Annotated in this window: 16 protein-coding genes and 1 tRNA gene; 6 read left to right on the top strand and 11 right to left on the bottom strand. The window is 72.4% G+C overall.

The window, feature by feature from the left end:
• Positions 1-36: 36 nt before the first annotated feature.
• Positions 37-345, bottom strand: coding sequence for a WhiB family transcriptional regulator (locus tag LIV55_RS12785; protein WP_083968493.1), 309 nt, complete (start codon positions 343-345; stop codon positions 37-39).
• 231 nt (positions 346-576) lie between these two features.
• Between LIV55_RS12785 and LIV55_RS12780 the strand changes: the two genes are divergently transcribed.
• Positions 577-3,117 carry a transglycosylase domain-containing protein gene (locus LIV55_RS12780; protein ID WP_229300472.1) on the top strand — a complete coding sequence of 847 codons (2,541 nt, stop codon included), beginning with the start codon at positions 577-579 and terminating at the stop codon, positions 3,115-3,117.
• 71 nt (positions 3,118-3,188) lie between these two features.
• Here the strand turns inward: LIV55_RS12780 and LIV55_RS12775 are convergent, their stop codons facing one another.
• Complete coding sequence (locus LIV55_RS12775) at positions 3,189-3,647, bottom strand: GatB/YqeY domain-containing protein (protein ID WP_229300471.1); 459 nt, start codon at positions 3,645-3,647, stop codon at positions 3,189-3,191.
• Positions 3,648-3,718: 71 nt separating this feature from the next.
• Here LIV55_RS12775 and LIV55_RS12770 point away from each other — a divergent pair, with 71 nt between their 5' ends.
• A complete protein-coding gene (locus tag LIV55_RS12770) occupies positions 3,719-4,666 on the top strand; it encodes a metallophosphoesterase (RefSeq protein ID WP_229300469.1) in 948 nt (315 codons plus the stop codon).
• Here the strand turns inward: LIV55_RS12770 and LIV55_RS12765 are convergent.
• On the bottom strand, positions 4,632-5,129 hold the full coding sequence (locus LIV55_RS12765; protein WP_229300468.1) for a hypothetical protein: 498 nt from the start codon (positions 5,127-5,129) through the stop codon (positions 4,632-4,634). The genes LIV55_RS12770 and LIV55_RS12765 overlap by 35 nt on opposite strands.
• 132 nt (positions 5,130-5,261) lie before the next feature.
• Between LIV55_RS12765 and LIV55_RS12760 the strand changes: the two genes are divergently transcribed.
• Positions 5,262-5,338: transfer RNA gene (locus tag LIV55_RS12760), tRNA-Pro, on the top strand.
• Between the two features lie 149 nt (positions 5,339-5,487).
• Positions 5,488-6,822 (top strand): methyltransferase domain-containing protein, encoded by a 1,335-nt coding sequence (locus LIV55_RS12755; protein ID WP_229300467.1) that lies wholly within the window; start codon positions 5,488-5,490, stop codon positions 6,820-6,822.
• Here the strand turns inward: LIV55_RS12755 and LIV55_RS12750 are convergent.
• From LIV55_RS12750 to LIV55_RS12735, 4 genes are all read right to left on the bottom strand, one after another.
• Positions 6,815-8,017 carry a pyrophosphate--fructose-6-phosphate 1-phosphotransferase gene (locus LIV55_RS12750; RefSeq protein WP_229300465.1) on the bottom strand — a complete coding sequence of 401 codons (1,203 nt, stop codon included), beginning with the start codon at positions 8,015-8,017 and terminating at the stop codon, positions 6,815-6,817. The two genes, LIV55_RS12755 and LIV55_RS12750, sit on opposite strands and share 8 nt — an antisense overlap.
• The gene (locus LIV55_RS12745; RefSeq protein WP_229300463.1) at positions 8,014-8,955 is read right to left on the bottom strand and encodes a LytR C-terminal domain-containing protein; all 942 of its coding nucleotides are present in this window, start codon (positions 8,953-8,955) and stop codon (positions 8,014-8,016) included. Before LIV55_RS12745 ends, LIV55_RS12750 begins: the two co-directional genes overlap by 4 nt.
• Positions 8,956-9,114: 159 nt before the next feature.
• Positions 9,115-10,203, bottom strand: a complete 1,089-nt coding sequence (locus tag LIV55_RS12740; protein ID WP_229300462.1) for an aspartate-semialdehyde dehydrogenase — start codon at positions 10,201-10,203, stop codon at positions 9,115-9,117.
• Positions 10,204-10,210: 7 nt separating this feature from the next.
• Positions 10,211-11,482 (bottom strand): aspartate kinase, encoded by a 1,272-nt coding sequence (locus tag LIV55_RS12735; RefSeq protein ID WP_068272844.1) that lies wholly within the window; start codon positions 11,480-11,482, stop codon positions 10,211-10,213.
• Positions 11,483-11,616: 134 nt separating this feature from the next.
• Between LIV55_RS12735 and LIV55_RS12730 the strand changes: the two genes are divergently transcribed.
• Positions 11,617-12,585, top strand: a complete 969-nt coding sequence (locus tag LIV55_RS12730; protein ID WP_229300460.1) for an ABC transporter ATP-binding protein — start codon at positions 11,617-11,619, stop codon at positions 12,583-12,585.
• Positions 12,582-13,631, top strand: coding sequence for an ABC transporter permease (locus LIV55_RS12725; RefSeq protein ID WP_229300459.1), 1,050 nt, complete (start codon positions 12,582-12,584; stop codon positions 13,629-13,631). Before LIV55_RS12730 ends, LIV55_RS12725 begins: the two co-directional genes overlap by 4 nt.
• Positions 13,632-13,805: 174 nt before the next feature.
• On the opposite strand, the gene LIV55_RS12720 is transcribed toward LIV55_RS12725, so the two are convergent.
• From LIV55_RS12720 to LIV55_RS12705, 4 genes are read right to left on the bottom strand one after another with little or no spacing between them, the layout of a single operon-like run.
• A complete protein-coding gene (locus tag LIV55_RS12720) occupies positions 13,806-14,369 on the bottom strand; it encodes a DUF5063 domain-containing protein (protein WP_229300458.1) in 564 nt (187 codons plus the stop codon).
• On the bottom strand, positions 14,362-14,961 hold the full coding sequence (gene recR / locus LIV55_RS12715) for a recombination mediator RecR (RefSeq protein WP_191563054.1): 600 nt from the start codon (positions 14,959-14,961) through the stop codon (positions 14,362-14,364). Before recR ends, LIV55_RS12720 begins: the two co-directional genes overlap by 8 nt.
• Positions 14,962-15,010: 49 nt before the next feature.
• Positions 15,011-17,266 carry a DNA polymerase III subunit gamma and tau gene (locus LIV55_RS12710; protein WP_229300456.1) on the bottom strand — a complete coding sequence of 752 codons (2,256 nt, stop codon included), beginning with the start codon at positions 17,264-17,266 and terminating at the stop codon, positions 15,011-15,013.
• Positions 17,267-17,305: 39 nt separating this feature from the next.
• Entirely contained in the window at positions 17,306-17,872 is a 567-nt protein-coding gene (locus LIV55_RS12705) for an NADPH-dependent FMN reductase (RefSeq protein ID WP_123091374.1), read from the bottom strand.
• Positions 17,873-17,896: the final 24 nt, after the last annotated feature.

Raw genomic sequence — 17,896 nt, 5'->3', positions numbered from 1 at the left:
CCCGTCGGGGTCCTGGACGTCATCGGAGCCGGTCGATCACCGGCTGACGGCGGCCCCCCGAGCTGCGCTCTGGAAGAGGTCGGACCAGCTGGCCACATCCGGGCGACGACGCAGCAGCGCTCGGCGCTCCCGCTCCGTCATCCCGCCCCAGACACCGAACTCGGTCCGGTTGTCCAGAGCATCCGCCAGGCACTCCGCCACGACGGGGCATCCCCGGCACGTGAGCTTGGCGGCCCGCTGGTCCTTGCCCTGGACGAAGAGAGCGTCGGGGTCCATCCCCCGGCACCGACCCTCCTTCGCCCAGTCGTCGGTCCAGCTCATCGTTCGCTGCGCTGCGACGGTCATCCCCACTCCTTGACTTCACACTGGCTCTTACTCCCCGGTACGAGCCGGATTCATGGTAGGCACCGGAACGGTCCGAGATACATGGCCCGAAAGGACTACTTCTTGACCATTTCTTGACCAAACTTGAACCAACGCCTAACTGAGCCGTCGACGGCCGTCCTCCGCGGGCCCCGACCGGCCGTTCCGTCAGCCTCCCTGGCGCTCTCAGGGGGCGCCGTTACCCTGGAGGACATGTCGCGATCTGCCATGCCCAACCTCGTCCGGCTGCTCGGGGCCTTCGTCGCCGTCGCGGTGGGCATGGGGCTCATCAGCGCCGGGCTGCTCATGCCCTTCGCCGGCGCGTCCGGCAGCGCCGCACGCGGCACCGTCGGGGCCTTCGAGGACCTCGACGGCGAGTTCACCGCGATCTCGCTGGCGCAGCAGTCGAAGATCTACTCGGCCGACGGCAAGGTCCTGGCCACGCCCTACGACGCCAACCGGATCATCGTCCCGATGAGCAAGATCAGCAAGAACATGATCAACGCCCAGCTGGCGATCGAGGACAGCCGCTTCTACGAGCACGGCGGGATCGACGTCCGTGGCACGAGCCGCGCGTTCTTCTCGAACCTCTCCAGCGGGTCCACCCAGGGTGGCTCGTCGATCACCCAGCAGTACGTGAAGATCATGCTGCAGGAGAAGGCCCTGCGCGCCGACGACCAGGAGGGCGCGACCGCGGCGACCGAGCAGACCTACAGCCGCAAGCTGCAGGAGATGAAGTACGCCCTCGACGTCGAGAAGACCCACACCAAGGGCCAGATCCTCAACGGCTACTTCAACATCGTCTACTACGGCGACCAGGCCTACGGGGTCGAGGCAGCCGCCCGTCACTTCTTCTCCACCTCGGCCAAGAAGCTCACCGTCGGCGAGGCCGCGACCCTCGCCGGCGTCGTGCAGTCCCCGAGCCGGCTGAACATCCGGACCAACCCCAAGGAGGTCCAGGAGCGCCGCGACCTCGTCCTGGACCGGATGCTCTCGCTCGGCGACATCAGCGAGTGGCAGCACAAGAAGTACACGAAGCAGAAGGTCTCGGACATGGTCCGGATCAAGGAGAGCGAGGGCGGCACCTGCACCAAGGCCGTCGACCCGTACTTCTGCAACTACGTCATGGAGTACCTCAAGACGATGCCCGAGCTCGGGCCCGACCCCGACGCCCGGCTCCAGGCGGTCAACACCGGCGGTCTGAAGATCAAGACCACGCTGCGCCGTGACTGGCAGAAGAAGATGCACGAGGAGCTGACGAAGAAGGTCCCCAACGGCGACCCGAAGGTCGGCGCCGGCGCCGCGATGGTCGAGCCCGGGACGGGCAAGGTGCGCGCCATCGCGCAGACCTCGCGCTACAAGGTCGGCCTCGACCGGGCGACGACGACCTACTCCGAGCAGGCCTGGACCTACCCCACCCGCTACGGCGGCACCAACGGCTTCGCCATCGGCTCGACGGCGAAGATGTACGTCCTCGCCGCGGCCCTGGCCAACGGCAAGCCGATGAACGGCACCGTCAACGCCCCCACCGCGGCCCCCGGCAACCAGCACGCGTTCCCCAAGACCGCGTTCAACCCCGGCTGCACCGTCGGCGAGCCCACCTGGAAGGTGCAGAACGACTTCCTCACCGGTGGCGTCATGACCCTGCGCAAGGCCACCGCGCAGTCGATCAACACCGCCTTCGCCCAGCTCGCCTCCGACATCGGCTCGTGCAAGATCCCCGGCGTCATGGCCAAGATGGGCCTGTCCGACGGCAACGGCCAGACCTACGGGCTGTCGATCGACTACTCCACGGGCAAGAAGATCAAGGACGACTACGCGATCTCGAACATCGTCCTCGGCTCGGACTCGACCTCGCCCCTGCAGCTCGCCTCGAGCTACGCCACCCTGGCCGCCGACGGCATGTACTGCCCCCCGACGCCGATCGAGTCGATCACCAAGGCCAACGGCAAGCAGATCAAGATCAAGCCCCCGAAGTGCACCCGGGCCCTCGAGACCGGCGTCGCCCGCGGCGTGACCTACCTCCTGCGCGGCACCCTCGAGGACCAGGGCGGCACCGCGGCCACCCAGCGCCTGGCCGACGGCCGCGTCGCGGCGGGCAAGACGGGCACGACGGAGAACCACGGCGAGTCCTGGTTCGCCGGCTTCACCCCGCAGCTCGCGACCGCGGTCTGGGTCGGCACGCCGCTGGGTGACGGCCCGAACATGGAGATGGACAACATCACCATCGGCGGCCAGTACTACCCCAGCGTCTTCGGCGGCACCATCGCCGCGCCGCTGTGGAAGCAGATCATGGACGACGCCAGCGAGGGGATGCCCAAGAAGGCCTTCCAGGCGCCCAGCGGCAAGGTCGTCGACGGCGACTACGTCGACCTGCCCTCGGTCATCGGCAAGACCCCGGCCGAGGCCGACTCCATCCTCAAGGGCGCCGGCTTCGACCCGCGCAACGCCGGCGTCACCTCCAGCACCGCGCCGGCCGGGACCGTCGCGAGCACCTCGCCCTCGGGCAAGGCGATCAAGGGAGGCCTCGTCGAGTACTACGTCTCCAACGGCGTCGCACCGGTGACCGCGCCCCCGGCGCCCACCCAGACCCAGGCGGCTCCCCCGAGCACGACCACCCGGGTCCAGGCCTCCCCGCCCTCGCCGACCTCCACGTCGACGACGGCGCCGCCGCGCACCAAGGGCCCGGAGAACCCCAAGACGAACGGCAAGCCGAAGAACACCGGCGACAAGCCCAAGAAGAACAACGGCTGAGCTCAGCCCACCGACGACGAAGGGGGTGACCCACCAGCTGGTGGGTCACCCCCTTCGTCGTGCTCGGGCGATCAGGAGCCGAGGCGCGCCTTGACCATCGCGGCGACGGCACCGCCGTCGGCCCGGCCGGCGACCTCGCCCTTGGCGACCTTCATGACCTGACCCATCTGGGCCATGCCCGTCGCGCCCGTCGAGGCGATCGCGCGGTCGACGATCTCGGCGAGGGCGGCGTCGTCGAGCTGCTCGGGCAGGTAGCCCTGGAGCACCTCGAGCTCGGCGTCCTCCTTCGCGGCGAGCTCGGGGCGACCGGCGTCGGTGTAGGCGGTGGACGCCTCGCGGCGCTTCTTGGCCTCCTTGGCCACGACCTTGAGCGTCTCGTCCTCGGAGAGCGTGCGGGCGGTGTCGCCCGAGACCTCCTCGGTGGTGATCGCGGCGAGGACCATGCGCAGCGTCGAGGAGCGCACCTGGTCGCGCTGACGCATCGAGTCGTGCAGGTCGTGCTGGATCGTGGCCTTGAGCGTGTCGGTCATGGCGACATTCTCCCCCGCCTCCCCGGCGGGGGCGACCAGGTATCCCGCAGGCCGTGGGCGACAATGGCGGCGTGACCCACCCCCTGACGCGCAGCGCCCTCGCCCTGACCGCGACCGGAGCGGGTGCGCTGGCCTACGCCGGTGTCGTCGAGCGCCAGCTCTACACGCTGCGACGGTGGACCCTGCCGGTGCTGCCGGAGGGCGCCCGCCCGCTGCGGGTGCTCCAGGTGAGCGACATCCACTTCGTGCCCGGCCAGGAGCGCAAGGCGCGATGGATCCGCGACCTCGCCGGGCTGCGCCCCGACCTCGTCGTCGACACCGGCGACAACCTCAGCCACGAGCAGGCCGTGCCGGGGGTCCTCGACGCGCTGCGCCCGCTGCTCGAGCTGCCCGGGGTCTTCGTCATGGGGTCCAACGACTACTTCGCGCCGGCGCCGAAGAACCCCGCGCGCTACCTCACCCCGCGCTACGGCGAGGCCCCCCGCACCCGTGTCGAGCTGCCGACGGACGAGCTGCGGGACGGCATGCTCTCCGGCGGCTGGGCCGATCTCGACAACGCCCGCACGACGCTGCAGGTCGGCGACCTCGCGCTCGACCTCGTCGGGGTCGACGACCCGCACATCGGCCGCGACCGTTACGACGACGTCGCCGGACCGCGCGCGGACGGGGCCGACGTGCTCCTCGGCGTCGCCCACGCGCCCTACCAGCGCGTCCTCGACGCCATGCACGCCGACGGGGCGTCGCTCGTCCTCGCCGGCCACACGCACGGCGGCCAGCTCTGCGTCCCCGGCTACGGGGCGCTCGTCACCAACTGCGACCTCGACCGCCGTCGGGCGAAGGGGGTGTCGCGCTGGTGGCCCGGCGCGGCCGACCGCCCCGACGTGGAGGCCCCGCAGGACGCGTCCTGGCTGCACGTCTCGGCCGGGCTGGGCACCTCCCGCTTCGCACCGGTGCGCTTCGCCTGCCGCCCCGAGGCCAGCCTGCTCACGCTCGTCCCCGCCGTCGGGCGTGCGGCATGAGGGTCGTCGAGGGCGTGGCCCTCGCCCTCGCGGGCATCTTCGCCACGGGCACCTCGGTCGTCGCGCTCGGGCTGGGCCAGGAGCCCGTCGCGGTGCCCGCGCCGGCGACGACGAGCTCGAGCACCGCCACCTCGTCGACGACGTCGCGGACGACGACCCGCACGCGCAGCAGCACGACGAGCTCGACGACGACCTCCAGCACGACGACCCCGCTCCCGACCCCGACACCCACCCCCACGACGACCGAGCCGACGTGGACGCCGGAGCCGACGAGCACGACCACGGCCCCGACGTGGACCCCGACGCCGACGTGGACGCCGGAGCCCACCTGGACCCCGACGCCGACGTGGACGCCCACGCCGACCTGGACCCCTCCGCCGACCGTCGACGAGACGCCCGACGAGAGCCCGGAGCCCGACCCGTCGAGCACGAGCCCGACGCAGACCTCCGACGACCCGGGCACGCAGGACCCCGGCACGGGCACGCAGACGCCATCTCCACGACCGACCGGCAGCCGGTCCTCGGGCCCGATTGTGGGCAGCGCCGGGGACTGAGTTATCCTCACGTGTCGCCGTCCTCGAGACGGCGTCAGCCACGGGGTGTGGCGCAGCTTGGTAGCGCGCTTCGTTCGGGACGAAGAGGCCGCAGGTTCAAATCCTGTCACCCCGACCACCGCGAGGAGAGCCCCCGGACCACCGGTCCGGGGGCTCTCGTCGTCTCCTCACCCCTGACCCGGCCGCGCACCCCCGTCGTCGCGCCTCCCAGGCACCGGCGAGGTCTCTGCCATATCCTCAGCCGACCCCACGAGGACGAGGACGGCCATGACAGACACCACCATCACCACCCGCGAGGCGGAGGACCCCCACGAGCGGGCCGCCGTGCGCCGGGGCTGGCAGGACGTGCAGCACCTCGAGGACCTTCGCGAAGGGGCCGCCCGTCGCCTCTTCGCGCACCGCTGGGACGCCGAGCGGGCGCGCGCCAAGGAGTGGTTCGTCTCCCCGCCCGACGAGGGCCTGCTCGGCTCCTTCCGGGCGATGTACGAGTCGCCGTCGAACATCACCCGCTTCCGCCGCACCCTGGACTTCATCACCCCGGGCGAGAGCGTCTTCGAGGTCGGCACGGGCAAGGGCTTCCTCGCGACGCTGCTCCTGCGCGACGGGCAGGTCGGCGGCTACCGCGGGGGCGAGCTCGTCCCTGCGTACGCCCGGACGACCCGCGAGCTGCTCGGGGTCAACGGCTTCGGCGACCGCGCCGACGTCACCGAGCTCGACCTCTACGACCTCACCCGCGAGCGGGTCGGCGACTCCGACCTCGTCATCTGCTGCGAGGTCATCGAGCACGTCCCCGACGCCGAGGCGGCCCTGCGCGCCCTCGCGGACGCCCTGCCCGACGACGCCGACCTCCTCTTCTCCACGCCCCTCCTCGGGCGCCTCGAGGGCATCTGGGGGCACACGGCGATCTTCGGCGTCGAGCGGCTGCGCGCGATGATCGAGTCCGCCGGGCTCGTCGCCCACCACGTCGAGGCCGTCGACAACACATGGGTGCTCGTCCTCGCCTCACGCGGCACGGCGCCCTCCCCTCGGGCCCGGGCGGCGGCCGCCGCCGTCACCGACCCGACCGCGGTCCAGGAGCGGGACCCCTACCGGGCCCGCCGGGTGACCAACGTCGACCCCCACGACCTCGAGCAGGTCAAGAGCATCTGGAACAAGCGGATGGACCTCGGCACCGAGCACGTCGTCTCCGAGGACGAGGAGCTCGGAGACGTCACCGGTCTGCGCATCACCGGCACCCCGCGCCCGGACCGCACCGGCCCGCAGTACTTCGGCCTGGCCTTCCCCATCCCGCCGGAGCACCGGCCCACGCTCGGCGTGCGTCTCGAGCTCGAGGTCCCCCACCCGGAGCAGGTCGAGAAGATCTCCGTCGAGTTCACCCGCGAGGGCGAGGCCGTCGCCCGCTGGAGCTGGAAGCCGCAGGAGCACCGGCCGAAGCGGGCGCGGCCCACCTTCGTCCTGCGGGAGGGCTCGAAGGGGACGTACTTCACCCCCTCGCCCGTCGACGGCGACATCCGCACCGCCGACCGCGTCGAGATCTACGGCGCCGTGACCAAGGGCCACGAGCTGGACGTCTCGCTGCTGCGGTGGGGCTGGATCAGCTGATCTGTCCGAGGTCGTCGAGCAGCTCGGCGAACCACGGCGCCTCGACGTCGAAGGGGCGTCCGCCGGCGACCCGGTCGAGCTCGATGGCGCGCAGCTCGCCGCCGCGCTCCTCGTCGTGGCCGACGAGCCCGGAACCCCCGGACAGGGCGGTGTCGACGGCGAGCTCGACGCACTCGCGGATGAGCGCGAGGTCCTCGGGACCGGCGGCGGCCGAGCGGGCGAAGTAGCCCGACTTCTGCACCATGACCTTCTCGGCGCCGACGAGCTCGGCGAAGCGTCCGGCGAACCACTGCCCGGGGTTGACCTTGTCGAGCTGGACGTGGCCGAAGGGGTCGCGCGGCACCTCGGCGCCCGTCGCCTCGAGGTCGGCGACGACGTCCTCGAGGCCCGCCCCCTCGCTGAGGAAGACGGTGACGCAGCCGATCTCGTCCATCGTCGCGCGGAGCCGCTCGGCCTCCGCGGCGAGGTCGACGTGCCGCTCGGGCACGTAGACCGCGTGCACGTCGAAGCGTCGGCGGTCGGCGCCCATCGCGGGCGCCCAGTCCTGCTCGGCGACCCACGCGTGGTAGCGCCGGGCGGTCTCGGCGGTGAGCCAGCCGGAGTGCCGACCCATCACCTCGTGGATGACGAGCATCCGCGGGTTCGACGAGGTCTCGGCGACGACGTTGCGGGCGAAGATCGCGCCCTGCTCCGCCGCCGTCCACGCCCCCAGGCTCTGCCGCACCGGGACGATGTCGTTGTCGATGGTCTTCGGCAGCCCGACGACGCGCATCTCGTGGCCGTGCTCGTGCAGGTAGGCCGCGAGGTCCGCCGCCGTCGTGCTCGTGTCGTCGCCGCCGATCGTGTGGAGCACGTCGACGCCGTCCCTGGCGAGCTGCTCGGCGGCCACCTGCAGCGGGTCGGAGCCCTCGGGCACGAGCCCGCGGCGCACCGCGTCCTCGACGTTGGTCAGCTTGACCCGGCTGTTGCCGAGCGGCGTCCCGCCGAGGTGGTGCAGGCGTGAGGCCTCACGGCGGGCCTGCTCGCTCACCTCGACGGAGCGTCCGGTGAGCAGGCCGGCGTAGCCGTCGAGGTAGCCGATGATGCGCACGTCCGGCGCGATCTCGGTGTACCTCTCGACGAGGCCGCCGACTGCTGAGGACAGGCATGGGGCGAGACCGCCCGCGGTGAGCATGGCGACGGTCTGCACTGTCATCGGGCTTCGCAGGGCCTCTCGATGTGGTCCGCGGGTCGCACGTAGGGCGTGACCTCGGGGATGTCGCTGGCGGGGACGAGGTCACTGTATTCATTGCCGAGCACGAGGTCGATGCTCATGCCCTTGCGACCCTCGACGCGCTGCAGCTCGGCGCCCTCGACGTGGTCGGCCAGGCGCTTCGCGGCCTTCTGCCCGTCCGGGCCGTAGCGGATGACCGCGGCCTCCTCGGGCAGGAAGGCGCCCGAGGGGTCGTTGCCGGTCTCGCCGGTGCGGAAGCCTCGCGAGCGCAGGTCGGCGGCGACGTCCGCCGCCAGCCCCTCGCGGAAGGTCGTGTTGTAGACCGACACGCGGATCTCGCTCGGCGCGGGCGGCGGGGGCTCCGGCTCGTCCTTGAGGTCCTTGTAGCCGTAGCCGAGGACGACCTGCACGTCCTTGCCGCCGCGGCCGTCGGACCACATCTTCGAGCCGGGGATCTGCTGCTGCACGAGCAGCGCGTTGTCGCGGCTGTCCGGCCCGTAGTAGATCGTCGCGGCGCTCTTGACGTAGACGCGGTCGTCGGCGTTGCCGATGTCGGCGATGACGAAGCCGCGCTCCTCGAGGGTGCGGCCGACGTCGCGGGCCAGGCCCGCGGTGCTGTTGGAGTTCTGCAGGTCGATCTCGAAGGAGTCGCGCTGCGGGGCCTCGACCCGCTCGGGGATGCACACGGGCTCGGGCGCGCCGATGAGGTTCGCGCTGTAGGCAGCGGCCACCGTCGCGGTGCCGAGGAGCAGCCCGGGGAGGGTGACGAAGAGGATCGCCCGCCGACGTCGTCGCCGCGCGAGCACCCGTCGGGTGTCGTCGTCGAGCTCGTCGACGCGCAGCACCTCGTACCCCGCCGCCGGACGTGAAGTCCAGCGCCCGTCCCCATCGGCCATCTCGAGCTCCTCACGCCCGGTCATCAGCTGTCCCCCAGATTGTCACACGAACCACAGTCGTCACATGAGTCACATTTGTCACAAGAGGGCATCGCTGCCCGGCCCTCTCCCGTTCATGACGCCGCAGCCAGGTGTCCGGTTGCTGACGCCGGGGTCACCGATCGGTCACGACCCGGCGGGCGGTCACGCCGGTGACCCGGTCCCCGCGAGCTGACCGGCGATGTCGAGCATCGCCCCCGCGCCGCGGCGCACCGTGTCCGAGCTGAGGAAGAGCTCGACGTTGTGCCGCAGGCCCTCCGGCTGACGGATCCGCCCGACGAAGCGCGGGTCGATCCCGACGACGTCGACCGGGGTCGGGACCTCTCCCCCGACCGGGGTGTCGACGACGACGAGCGCCGGTGCCTCGGTGAAGACCCGGGCGACCTTGTCCGGGTGGACCGGTCGAGCGAGCCGGGCGTGGATCGACATCGAGTGCGCGGAGACGACCGGCACCTGCACGAGCGTGGCGATGACCGGCACGTGGGGGATGTCGAGGATCTTGCGGATCTCCGCCTCGAGGGCGCGCTCCGCCGTCGTCCAGCCGTCGCCGGCCGGGCGGCCCACCCACGGGATGACGTTCATCCCCAGCGGCGCGGGGAAGGGCGATGTCGGCGGCAGGTCACTCGTGGCCGCCCGGACGTCACCCGGCGACAGGCCCACCTTCGGCGCGTCGGCGAGCGCCGAGAGCTCCGAGCGCAGGCGCGAGACTCCCCCTTCGGCCCGGCTGTCGGCGGCGATGAGGCCGGTGACGGTGAGCAGCTGCAGCTCCCACGCCCGGTGGAGGACGTGGGCCGCGTCGACGAGCGCCCAGGTGATCGGGCCCGGGATCGCGACGACCCCGGTGGGGCGGTGGGCGAGCGCGGCGTCGTTGATGCCCGGCACGACGAGCGGCACGTCGTCGTCGAGACGGTGCGCGCCGCTGGCGTCGACGACGGTCGCGCCGGCCGCGACCGCGCAGCGCGACCACGGCCGGGTCTGGTCGGTCGGCAGGTTGAAGAGCGCGATGTCGACGCCGTCGAAGGAGTGCTCGGTGAGCACGTCGATCTGCTGCTCACGCCCACGGACGGGCAGGGTGCTCGTCGTCAGCCGTGGGGAGAGCAGCCGGATCTCGCCCCACGGGTCGTCGTGCAGCGCCATCGCGGCGACGAGCGCCCGCGCGAACCGCCCGGTCGCGCCCACGACCGCCAGCGTGGGGCGGTCGTGGGTGCGCGCGTCGGGGGGCGAGGTCGTCATGCGGGTCTCAGCGGCCGGTGCCGCCGTAGACGACCGCCTCTCCCTGGCTGGAGTCGAGCCCGAAGGCGCTGTGGACCGCGCGGACGGCCTCGTCGAGCTGGTCGCCGCGGGTGACGACGGAGATGCGGATCTCGGAGGTGGAGATCATCTCGATGTTGATCCCGGCCTGAGCGAGAGCACGGAAGAAGGTCGCGGAGACACCCGGGTGGGTACGCATCCCGGCGCCGACGAGGCTGACCTTGCCGATCTGGTCGTCGTACTGCAGCTGGGTGAAGCCGACGCCCTCCTGCAGGCGGGTGAGCGCCTGGATCGCGGTCTGGCCGTCGGTGCTCGGCAGGGTGAAGGAGATGTCGGTCAGCCCGGTCTCGGTCGCGGAAACGTTCTGCACGATCATGTCGATGTTGATCTGCGCGTCGGCGACGGCCTGGAAGATCTCGCTCGCCTTGCCGGGGCTGTCGGGCACGCCGACGACGGTGATCTTGGCCTCGCTGCGGTCGTGCGCCACGCCGCCGATGATCGGGTCTTCCACGCTGTCTCCTTCGGGGTTGCTACCACCGACCCACGTGCCCTCCTGATGGGAGAAGGAGCTGCGCACGTGGATGGGCATGTCGAAGCGGCGCGCGTACTCGACGCACCGCAGGTGCAGGATCTTCGCGCCGGACGCCGCGAGCTCGAGCATCTCCTCGTGGGAGATGTGGCCGATCTGACGGGCGGCGGGGACGATCCGGGGGTCGGCGGTGTAGACGCCGTCGACGTCGGTGTAGATCTCGCAGACGTCCGCGTCGAGCGCCGCGGCGAGGGCGACGGCGGTCGTGTCCGAGCCGCCGCGGCCGAGGGTCGTGATCTCCTTGCTCCCCTGGCTCACGCCCTGGAAGCCGGCGACGATGACGATGTGCCCCTCGGCGATGGCGGAGGTGATCCGACCCGGCGTGACGTCGATGATCCGCGCCTTGCCGTGGGTGTCGTCGGTGATGACGCCGGCCTGCGAGCCGGTGAAGGAGCGCACCGTGCTGCCGAGGTTGGCGATCGCCATCGCGACGAGGGCCATCGAGATCCGCTCGCCCGCGGTGAGCAGCATGTCCATCTCGCGCGCGGGCGGGAGCGGGCTCACCTCGTTCGCGAGGTCGAGGAGGTCGTCGGTGGTGTCGCCCATGGCCGAGACCACGACGCACACGTCGTGACCGGCCTTGCGCGCGTCGACGATGCGACGGGCCACCCGCTTGATGCTCTCGGCATCGGACAGGGAGGACCCGCCGTACTTCTGGACGACCAGACTCACCACACACTCCTGACAGGACGAGGCAGGACGCCCGGTCGGGACCGGGCGAGGACCGCAGCCCAGGGTAGTCGGTGGCGCGCAGGCACCGGTCGGCGTCTCAGCGAAGGGGGACCGCGCGGGCTAGCCTGCCCACCATGACGCAGCAGGTGGGGATGTCAGGGGGTCCGGGCGCGCCCGGGCCGGGGAGCGGGCCGCCGGTCGGCGGGGTCGTCGTCCAGGGGGTGCGCCGAGCCTTCGGCCAGGTGCTCGCCGTCGAGGACATGACGTTGCACGCGAGGCCGGGCGAGATCACCGCGCTCATCGGCCCCAACGGGTCGGGCAAGACGACCCTCATGCTCATGCTCGCGACCCTCCTCGTGCCCGACAGCGGCAGCGTGCGCGTCGACGGCTACGACCCGGTGACCCAGCCTCGCGAGGTCCGGGCCCGGCTGGGCTGGATGCCCGACGGCTTCGGCACGTGGGATGCCCTCAAGGTGCGCGAGGTCCTCGAGATCATCGCCAGCGCCTACGGGCTGCGCGGCACCGCGGCCCAGCAGCGGATCGCCGACCTCCTGCGGCTCGTCCACCTCGACGACCTCGCCGACCGCCCGGCGCGGGTGCTCTCCCGCGGCCAGAAGCAGCGCCTCGGCCTGGCCCGCGCGCTCGTCAACGACCCGTCCGTGCTCGTCCTCGACGAGCCGGCCAACGGCCTGGACCCCCGCAGCCGGATCGAGCTGCGCGACATCATGCGCGACCTCGCCGCGCAGGGCCGGACCATCCTCGTGAGCAGCCACATCCTCACCGAGCTGCAGGAGATCGCCGACCGGGCGGTCATCGTCGCGCGCGGCCGCACGATCGAGGGGCAGACCCTCTCCCCCGCGACCACGTCGACGGCCTACCGGCTCGCGTCGTCCGACCCCGCCGCGCTCGTGTCCGCGCTCACAGAGCTCGGGATCCGCAGCACCCGGGCCGGCACCGGTGTCGAGGTGCACGTCGCCGGCGAGGGCGCCGCGACCGACCTCCTGCGCCGGCTCGTGCGCGCCGACGTGCCGCTCACCGCCTTCGCCCCCGCCCAGGGCGCCCTCGAGGCCGCCTACCTCGCCGTCACGGAGGACCGCCGATGAGCGTCCACGGAGTCCTCACCATCGCCCGCCTCGAGCTGCTCCAGCGTGTGCGCGGCGCCCGCTGGGTCGTCGTGCTCGTCGCGTGGGTGTGCGTCATCGCCGGCGTCACCGGGCTGTCGTGGCTGGGGCTGCGCAAGGCCGGCGACGAGCAGCTCGGCTCGACCGTCTACGACGTCGTCCTCTTCTTCGTCCTCGGGCTCGGCATGCTCGTCATGCCCGCCCTCACGTCGACGTCGGTCAACGGCGACCGCGACCAGGGCGTCCTCGCGACGCTGCAGACGACCCTGCTCAGCGCGGCCGACATCGTCCTGGGCAAGCTGCTCGCCGCGTGGCTCATCGCCCTCGCCTTCCTCGCCACCGCGCTGCCCTTCCTGCTCTTCGGCTACGTCAAGGGCGGGGTCGACCTGCTCGGCGCGCTGCGCTCGCTCGTCGTCATCGTCGTCGTGCTCGCCGTCGTGTGCGCCCTGGGCCTGATGTTCAGCACCCTCACCGCCCGGCCCGTCGGCTCGGCGGTCCTCACCTACCTCACGGTGGCGGGCCTGTGCTTCCTCACGACGATCGTCTTCGGGATGCTCGCCTTCCTCGTCTCCGGCGAGGAGGAGCGTCAGGTCTACGGCGTCGACTACGCCACCGAGGGCAGCGCGACCGACACCCAGCCCCGGTGCACCACCCGCACCGAGGTCCGCGAGACGGTCCACACCGAGCGGATCTGGCCGGTGCTCGCCCTCAACCCCTTCGTCATCGTCGCCGACGCGGCCCCGCAGGGGGACGACGAGGCCGAGGGGATGAGCGGCTTCACGCCGCTGCGCTGGATCTCTCAGGGTGCTCGGCTGGCCAAGGCCGGGCCGCAGGAGACGATCGACGAGTGCTGGACCGGTGACGCCATGCCGGCTGACTCGCTCACCGAGGGCGCGGACGACGCCGGGCCGGTCTGGCCCTTCGGCATCGCCTTCCTCGTGCTCATCGGCGGGGGCGCGACCGCGGTCGCCGTGCAGCGCACCCGCACCCCCGTGCGCCGGCTGCCGTCGGGCACCCGCATCGCCTGACCCGGGGCCGGGCGAAGGGGGCCTGCGGTCACCGACCCGCCCGGACTCCCCCCTTCGGCCGGCTGGCGACCACTTCGGGAAGGAAGCTTCGACTTCGGGAAGGCAATGTTCCTTCCCGAGGTCGAACTTTCCCGCCCTGGGCGGGAAAGCTGTGACCCGGGCGAGGCGAAGGGGTCAGGAGTGGAGGGCGTCGAACTCCGCCTCGGCGACCTCGTCGGCGTCGGCGTCGAGACGCACGTGCGCGAGCAGGCCGTGGAGGACGCGGACGGCCATCGCGGCGCGCTCGCCCCAGGCGGAGAGATAGCTGAACTGCCACCACCACAGCGCCTCGGTCGTGCGACCGGCGGCGTGGTGGGCCAGGCCGTGGGTGAGGGACTCGGTGATGATCGCGAGGTCGTCGGCGAGGCTGCCGGAGGTCACCTCGACGGAGGTGACGGGGTCCTGGAGGTCGACATAGGAGTCGAGCCCGTCGAAGAGGCGCCCGATGCCCTCGCGCAGGGGCTCCACCTCGACCTCCGGGCCGGTGTCGGGCTCGAAGCGCTCGGCGGGCAGGACGTCGGCGATCGCGCCGAGCCGCGACCCCATGAGCTGGACCTGGCTCGTCGCGAGCAGGAGCAGCGGGATCGCTGACTCGGGGGCGGCGCCGGAGGCGACACCGGCGAGGGTCTCGACGAAGGTGCGGGCCTCGGCGGCGCACTCGTCGGCGAGCAGCCGGGTCGGGTCGGTGGTGTCAGGCATTGAGCAGCTTCCTCCCCTCGAAGGCGCGGCCGAGGGTCACCTCGTCGGCGTACTCGAGGTCGCCGCCGACGGGCAGGCCGGAGGCCAGGCGCGTCACCCGCAGGTCGAAGGGCTGCAGCAGCCGGGCGAGGTAGGCCGCGGTGGCCTCGCCCTCGAGGTTGGGGTCGGTCGCGATGATGATCTCCTCGATCTCGCCGCCGGAGAGCCGCGCCATGAGCTGGGGCAGGCGCAGGTCGTCGGGACCGATCCCGTCGAGCGGGCTGATCGCCCCGCCGAGCACGTGGTAGCGACCGCGGAACTCGCGGGTGCGCTCGATGGCGACGACGTCCTTGGGCTCCTCGACGACGCAGATCGCGCTCTGATCACGGCGCGGGTCTGCGCAGATCCGGCACTGGCTGCCCTCGGCGACGTTGCCGCACGTCTCGCAGAAGGACACCTTGGCCTTGACCTCGGTCAGCGCCTGGACGAGCCGCGCGACGTCCTGCGGGTCGGACTGCAGGAGGTGGAAGGCGATGCGCTGCGCGCTCTTGGGCCCGACGCCGGGGAGGCGGCCGAGCTCGTCGATCAGGTCCTGGACCACGCCTTCGTACACGTCAGCGACCCTACGCCCGAAGGCGGGTGCGACCTACTCGCACCGCCCGTCAGGCTTGGTCCTCGCGGATGACCGTGCCGCCGAGGATCCGCTCGACGACCGCGGGGCCGGCGTCGCCCGCCTCGACGATGTCCTCGTCGTCCTCGCTCACGCCGTACTCGTCGAGCGCACCCCGGCGCAGCGGCGGGCGCGGCGCGTGGGCGGCCTCGGAGACCTCCTCGCGCGTCTCGACGCCGACCGGCGACGAGGCGCCCGAGGTCGGGTCGGGGGCGGGTGAGTCGTCACGGGCGGGCGCAGGTGCACCACCACCGGGGCCGAAGGGGTCGGCAGTCGCCCAGCTCGGCGCCGACGACGGGTCGGCCGGGGCGCTCGACCAGTCGGGTCGGCCGTCCGAGGCGGGCACCGAGGAGGGGACGCCGAGGTCGGCCGACGCGGCGCGAGACGGAGCGGGGTCCTGAGCCGAGGGTCGCTGGGCCGCGCGGGCCGGCGCCGGGGTGGGTGCCGGGCCGAGGCCGGACCCGCCGCTCGACGGCGGCGGCGTGGCCTGCACCGGCGGGGAGCCCTCGGGGGTCGGGATGCCCTCGACCATGGCCTCGACGCCGAGGGCGTCGATGAGCGCCTGGCGCACGACGTCGGCGTGCGAGCCGGCGCGGAAGGCGTTGGCCAGCCCGACCGTGCTGATGCCGATGATGAGCCGGCGCCCGTCGTAGGTGAGCACCTGGCCGTGCTCGGACAGGAAGGTCCACGTCGCCCGGCGCATCTGGTAGATCCGGCCGAGGACGTCGGGCCACGACCGACGCAGCGCCTCGACGTCGATCGTGCCCGGCGTCGGGGTCTCGGGCGCCTGAGGTGCGGCGGCCGGAGGTGCCGCAGCGGCCGCGGGTGCGCTCTCCCGCGCGGCGGCGGGTCGCTCGGGGTCGCGCCGCTGCTCCGGCTGGTGGGGCTCGGGCTGACGCTGCGGCTCCGGCCGACGCTCCGTCTGCTGGCGGTCGGGCTGGCGCTGCGGTTCGGGGGCACGCTGTGGCTCGGGGGCGCGCTGCGGCGCTGCCTCCTCCTGCTGCGGTCCCCGCTCGGGCTCCGGAGCCGGCGGGACGGCTGCGACGACCGGGGAGGGGGCATCCCCCTTCGCCTGGGTCGGGACCCCGCCGACGTCCATCCGACGCTCGAGGCGGTCGAGCCGCGCGGCGTAGCCGCTCTCCCCCGCCGCGCCGGGCAGGAGCACCCGGGCGGCGATGAGCTCGAGCTGCAGCCGGGGCGAGGTCGCCCCGGACATCTCGGTGAGACCCTCGTTGACGATGGAGGCCGCCCGGGTGAGCGACGCGCCGCCGAAGGCCGCGGCCTGGGTGCGCATGCGCTCGACCTGGTCCTCGGGCAGACCGCGCAGGATCGCCCGCGCGCCCTCGGGCGCGGCGAGCACGACGATGAGGTCGCGGAGGCGCTCGAGGAGGTCCTCGACGAATCGACGCGGGTCCAGTCCGGTCTCGATGACGTCGTGGAGGTGGCGGAAGACCGCGCCCGCGTCGCCCGCGCCGAAGGCGGTGACCACCGCGTCGAGCAGCTCGACGTCGGTGAAGCCGAGCAGCGAGGACGCGCCCTCGTAGGTCAGCCCCTCCGGACCGGAGCCGGCGATGAGCTGGTCGAGCACCGACAGCGAGTCGCGCACGGACCCGCCACCGGAGCGCACGACGAAGGACAGGACGCCGGGCTCGACCCGGACCCCTTCGCGCTCGCAGAGGTGCTCGAGGTAGTCCTGCAGCCGGGCCGGCGGCACGAGGCGGAAGGGGTAGTGGTGGGTCCGGCTGCGGATCGTGCCGATGACCTTCTCGGGCTCGGTCGTCGCGAAGATGAACTTCACGTGCTCCGGGGGCTCCTCGACGATCTTCAGCAGGGCGTTGAAGCCCTGCGGCGTCACCATGTGCGCCTCGTCGATGATGTAGATCTTGTAGCGGCTCTGCGCCGGCCCGAAGGACGCCCGCTCGCGCAGGTCACGGGCGTCGTCTACGCCGCCGTGGCTCGCCGCGTCGATCTCGATGACGTCGACGGTGCCCGCTCCCCCGCGGGCGAGCGCGACGCAGCTGTCGCACTCGCCGCACGGCTCGGGAGTCGGGCCCTGCTCGCAGTTGAGGCAGCGGGCGAGGATGCGCGCGCTGGTCGTCTTGCCGCAGCCGCGCGGGCCCGAGAAGAGGTAGGCGTGGTTGACCCGGCCGGTGCGCAGCGCCTGCATGAGCGGCTCGGTGACCTGCTCCTGCCCGATGACGTCGGCGAAGGTCTCGGGCCGGTAGCGGCGGTAGAGGGCGGTGCTCACAGGGCGAGGCTATCCGGGCGGGCCGTCAGCGCCGCGGGCTCATGCACGCAGCGTGGAGACGGCCGCGCCAAGCTTGGCGACGGCCTTGAGCAGGATGCGCAGCTCCTTCGCGCGGCGCTCCGCCGGCACGAAGGTCTGCTCGTCCTCGAAGTCGCCGTGCAGCGACAGCGAGATCTGCGAGCGCACGACGTGCACGTGGACCGCCGGGAGGATCGTGCGCCACTGCTCGACCGCACGCGTGCCGCCGTCGTAGCCGTACGCGAGCACGCCCGCGGCCTTGTGGTTCCACTCCGGCCAGATGACGTCGACCGCGTTCTTCAGAGCGGCGGGCACCCCGTGGTTGTACTCGGGGGTGACGAAGACGAAGGCGTCGAGGGAGTCGATCTTCTCGCTCCACCGACGCGTCTTCTCGCTCGCGTACTGCCGCTTCGCGCCACCGGGCACGGCCGGGTCGTCGAGCAGGTCGAGGTCGTAGTCGGCGAGGTCGACGAGCTCGAGCTCGACGTCTCCGAGGTCGGCGGCCTGCCCGGTGTCGTAGGCCCACTGCGCCACCTGGGCGCCGAGCCGACCCGGTCGGGTGCTGCCGACGATGATGCCGATCTTCATCCGTGCCTCCTTGCGGCGGTGCGC

The sequence above is a fragment of the Janibacter melonis genome (genome assembly GCF_020567375.1).
Lineage (GTDB): Bacteria > Actinomycetota > Actinomycetes > Actinomycetales > Dermatophilaceae > Marihabitans > Marihabitans melonis.
This window is presented reverse-complemented; position numbering and strand designations above follow the sequence as displayed.

Excerpts from the sequence above, each read along its gene's own strand:
- LIV55_RS12720 (WP_229300458.1), bottom strand. The coding sequence starts at position 14,369 with ATGCCTGACACCACCGACCCGACCCGGCTGCTCGCCGACGAGTGCGCC.
- LIV55_RS12705 (WP_123091374.1), bottom strand. The coding sequence starts at position 17,872 with ATGAAGATCGGCATCATCGTCGGCAGCACCCGACCGGGTCGGCTCGGC.
- LIV55_RS12785 (WP_083968493.1), bottom strand. The coding sequence starts at position 345 with ATGACCGTCGCAGCGCAGCGAACGATGAGCTGGACCGACGACTGGGCG.
- LIV55_RS12750 (WP_229300465.1), bottom strand. The coding sequence starts at position 8,017 with ATGACAGTGCAGACCGTCGCCATGCTCACCGCGGGCGGTCTCGCCCCA.
- LIV55_RS12755 (WP_229300467.1), top strand. The coding sequence starts at position 5,488 with ATGACAGACACCACCATCACCACCCGCGAGGCGGAGGACCCCCACGAG.
- LIV55_RS12745 (WP_229300463.1), bottom strand. The coding sequence starts at position 8,955 with ATGACCGGGCGTGAGGAGCTCGAGATGGCCGATGGGGACGGGCGCTGG.
- LIV55_RS12730 (WP_229300460.1), top strand. The coding sequence starts at position 11,617 with ATGACGCAGCAGGTGGGGATGTCAGGGGGTCCGGGCGCGCCCGGGCCG.
- LIV55_RS12780 (WP_229300472.1), top strand. The coding sequence starts at position 577 with ATGTCGCGATCTGCCATGCCCAACCTCGTCCGGCTGCTCGGGGCCTTC.
- LIV55_RS12740 (WP_229300462.1), bottom strand. The coding sequence starts at position 10,203 with ATGACGACCTCGCCCCCCGACGCGCGCACCCACGACCGCCCCACGCTG.
- LIV55_RS12725 (WP_229300459.1), top strand. The coding sequence starts at position 12,582 with ATGAGCGTCCACGGAGTCCTCACCATCGCCCGCCTCGAGCTGCTCCAG.
- LIV55_RS12775 (WP_229300471.1), bottom strand. The coding sequence starts at position 3,647 with ATGACCGACACGCTCAAGGCCACGATCCAGCACGACCTGCACGACTCG.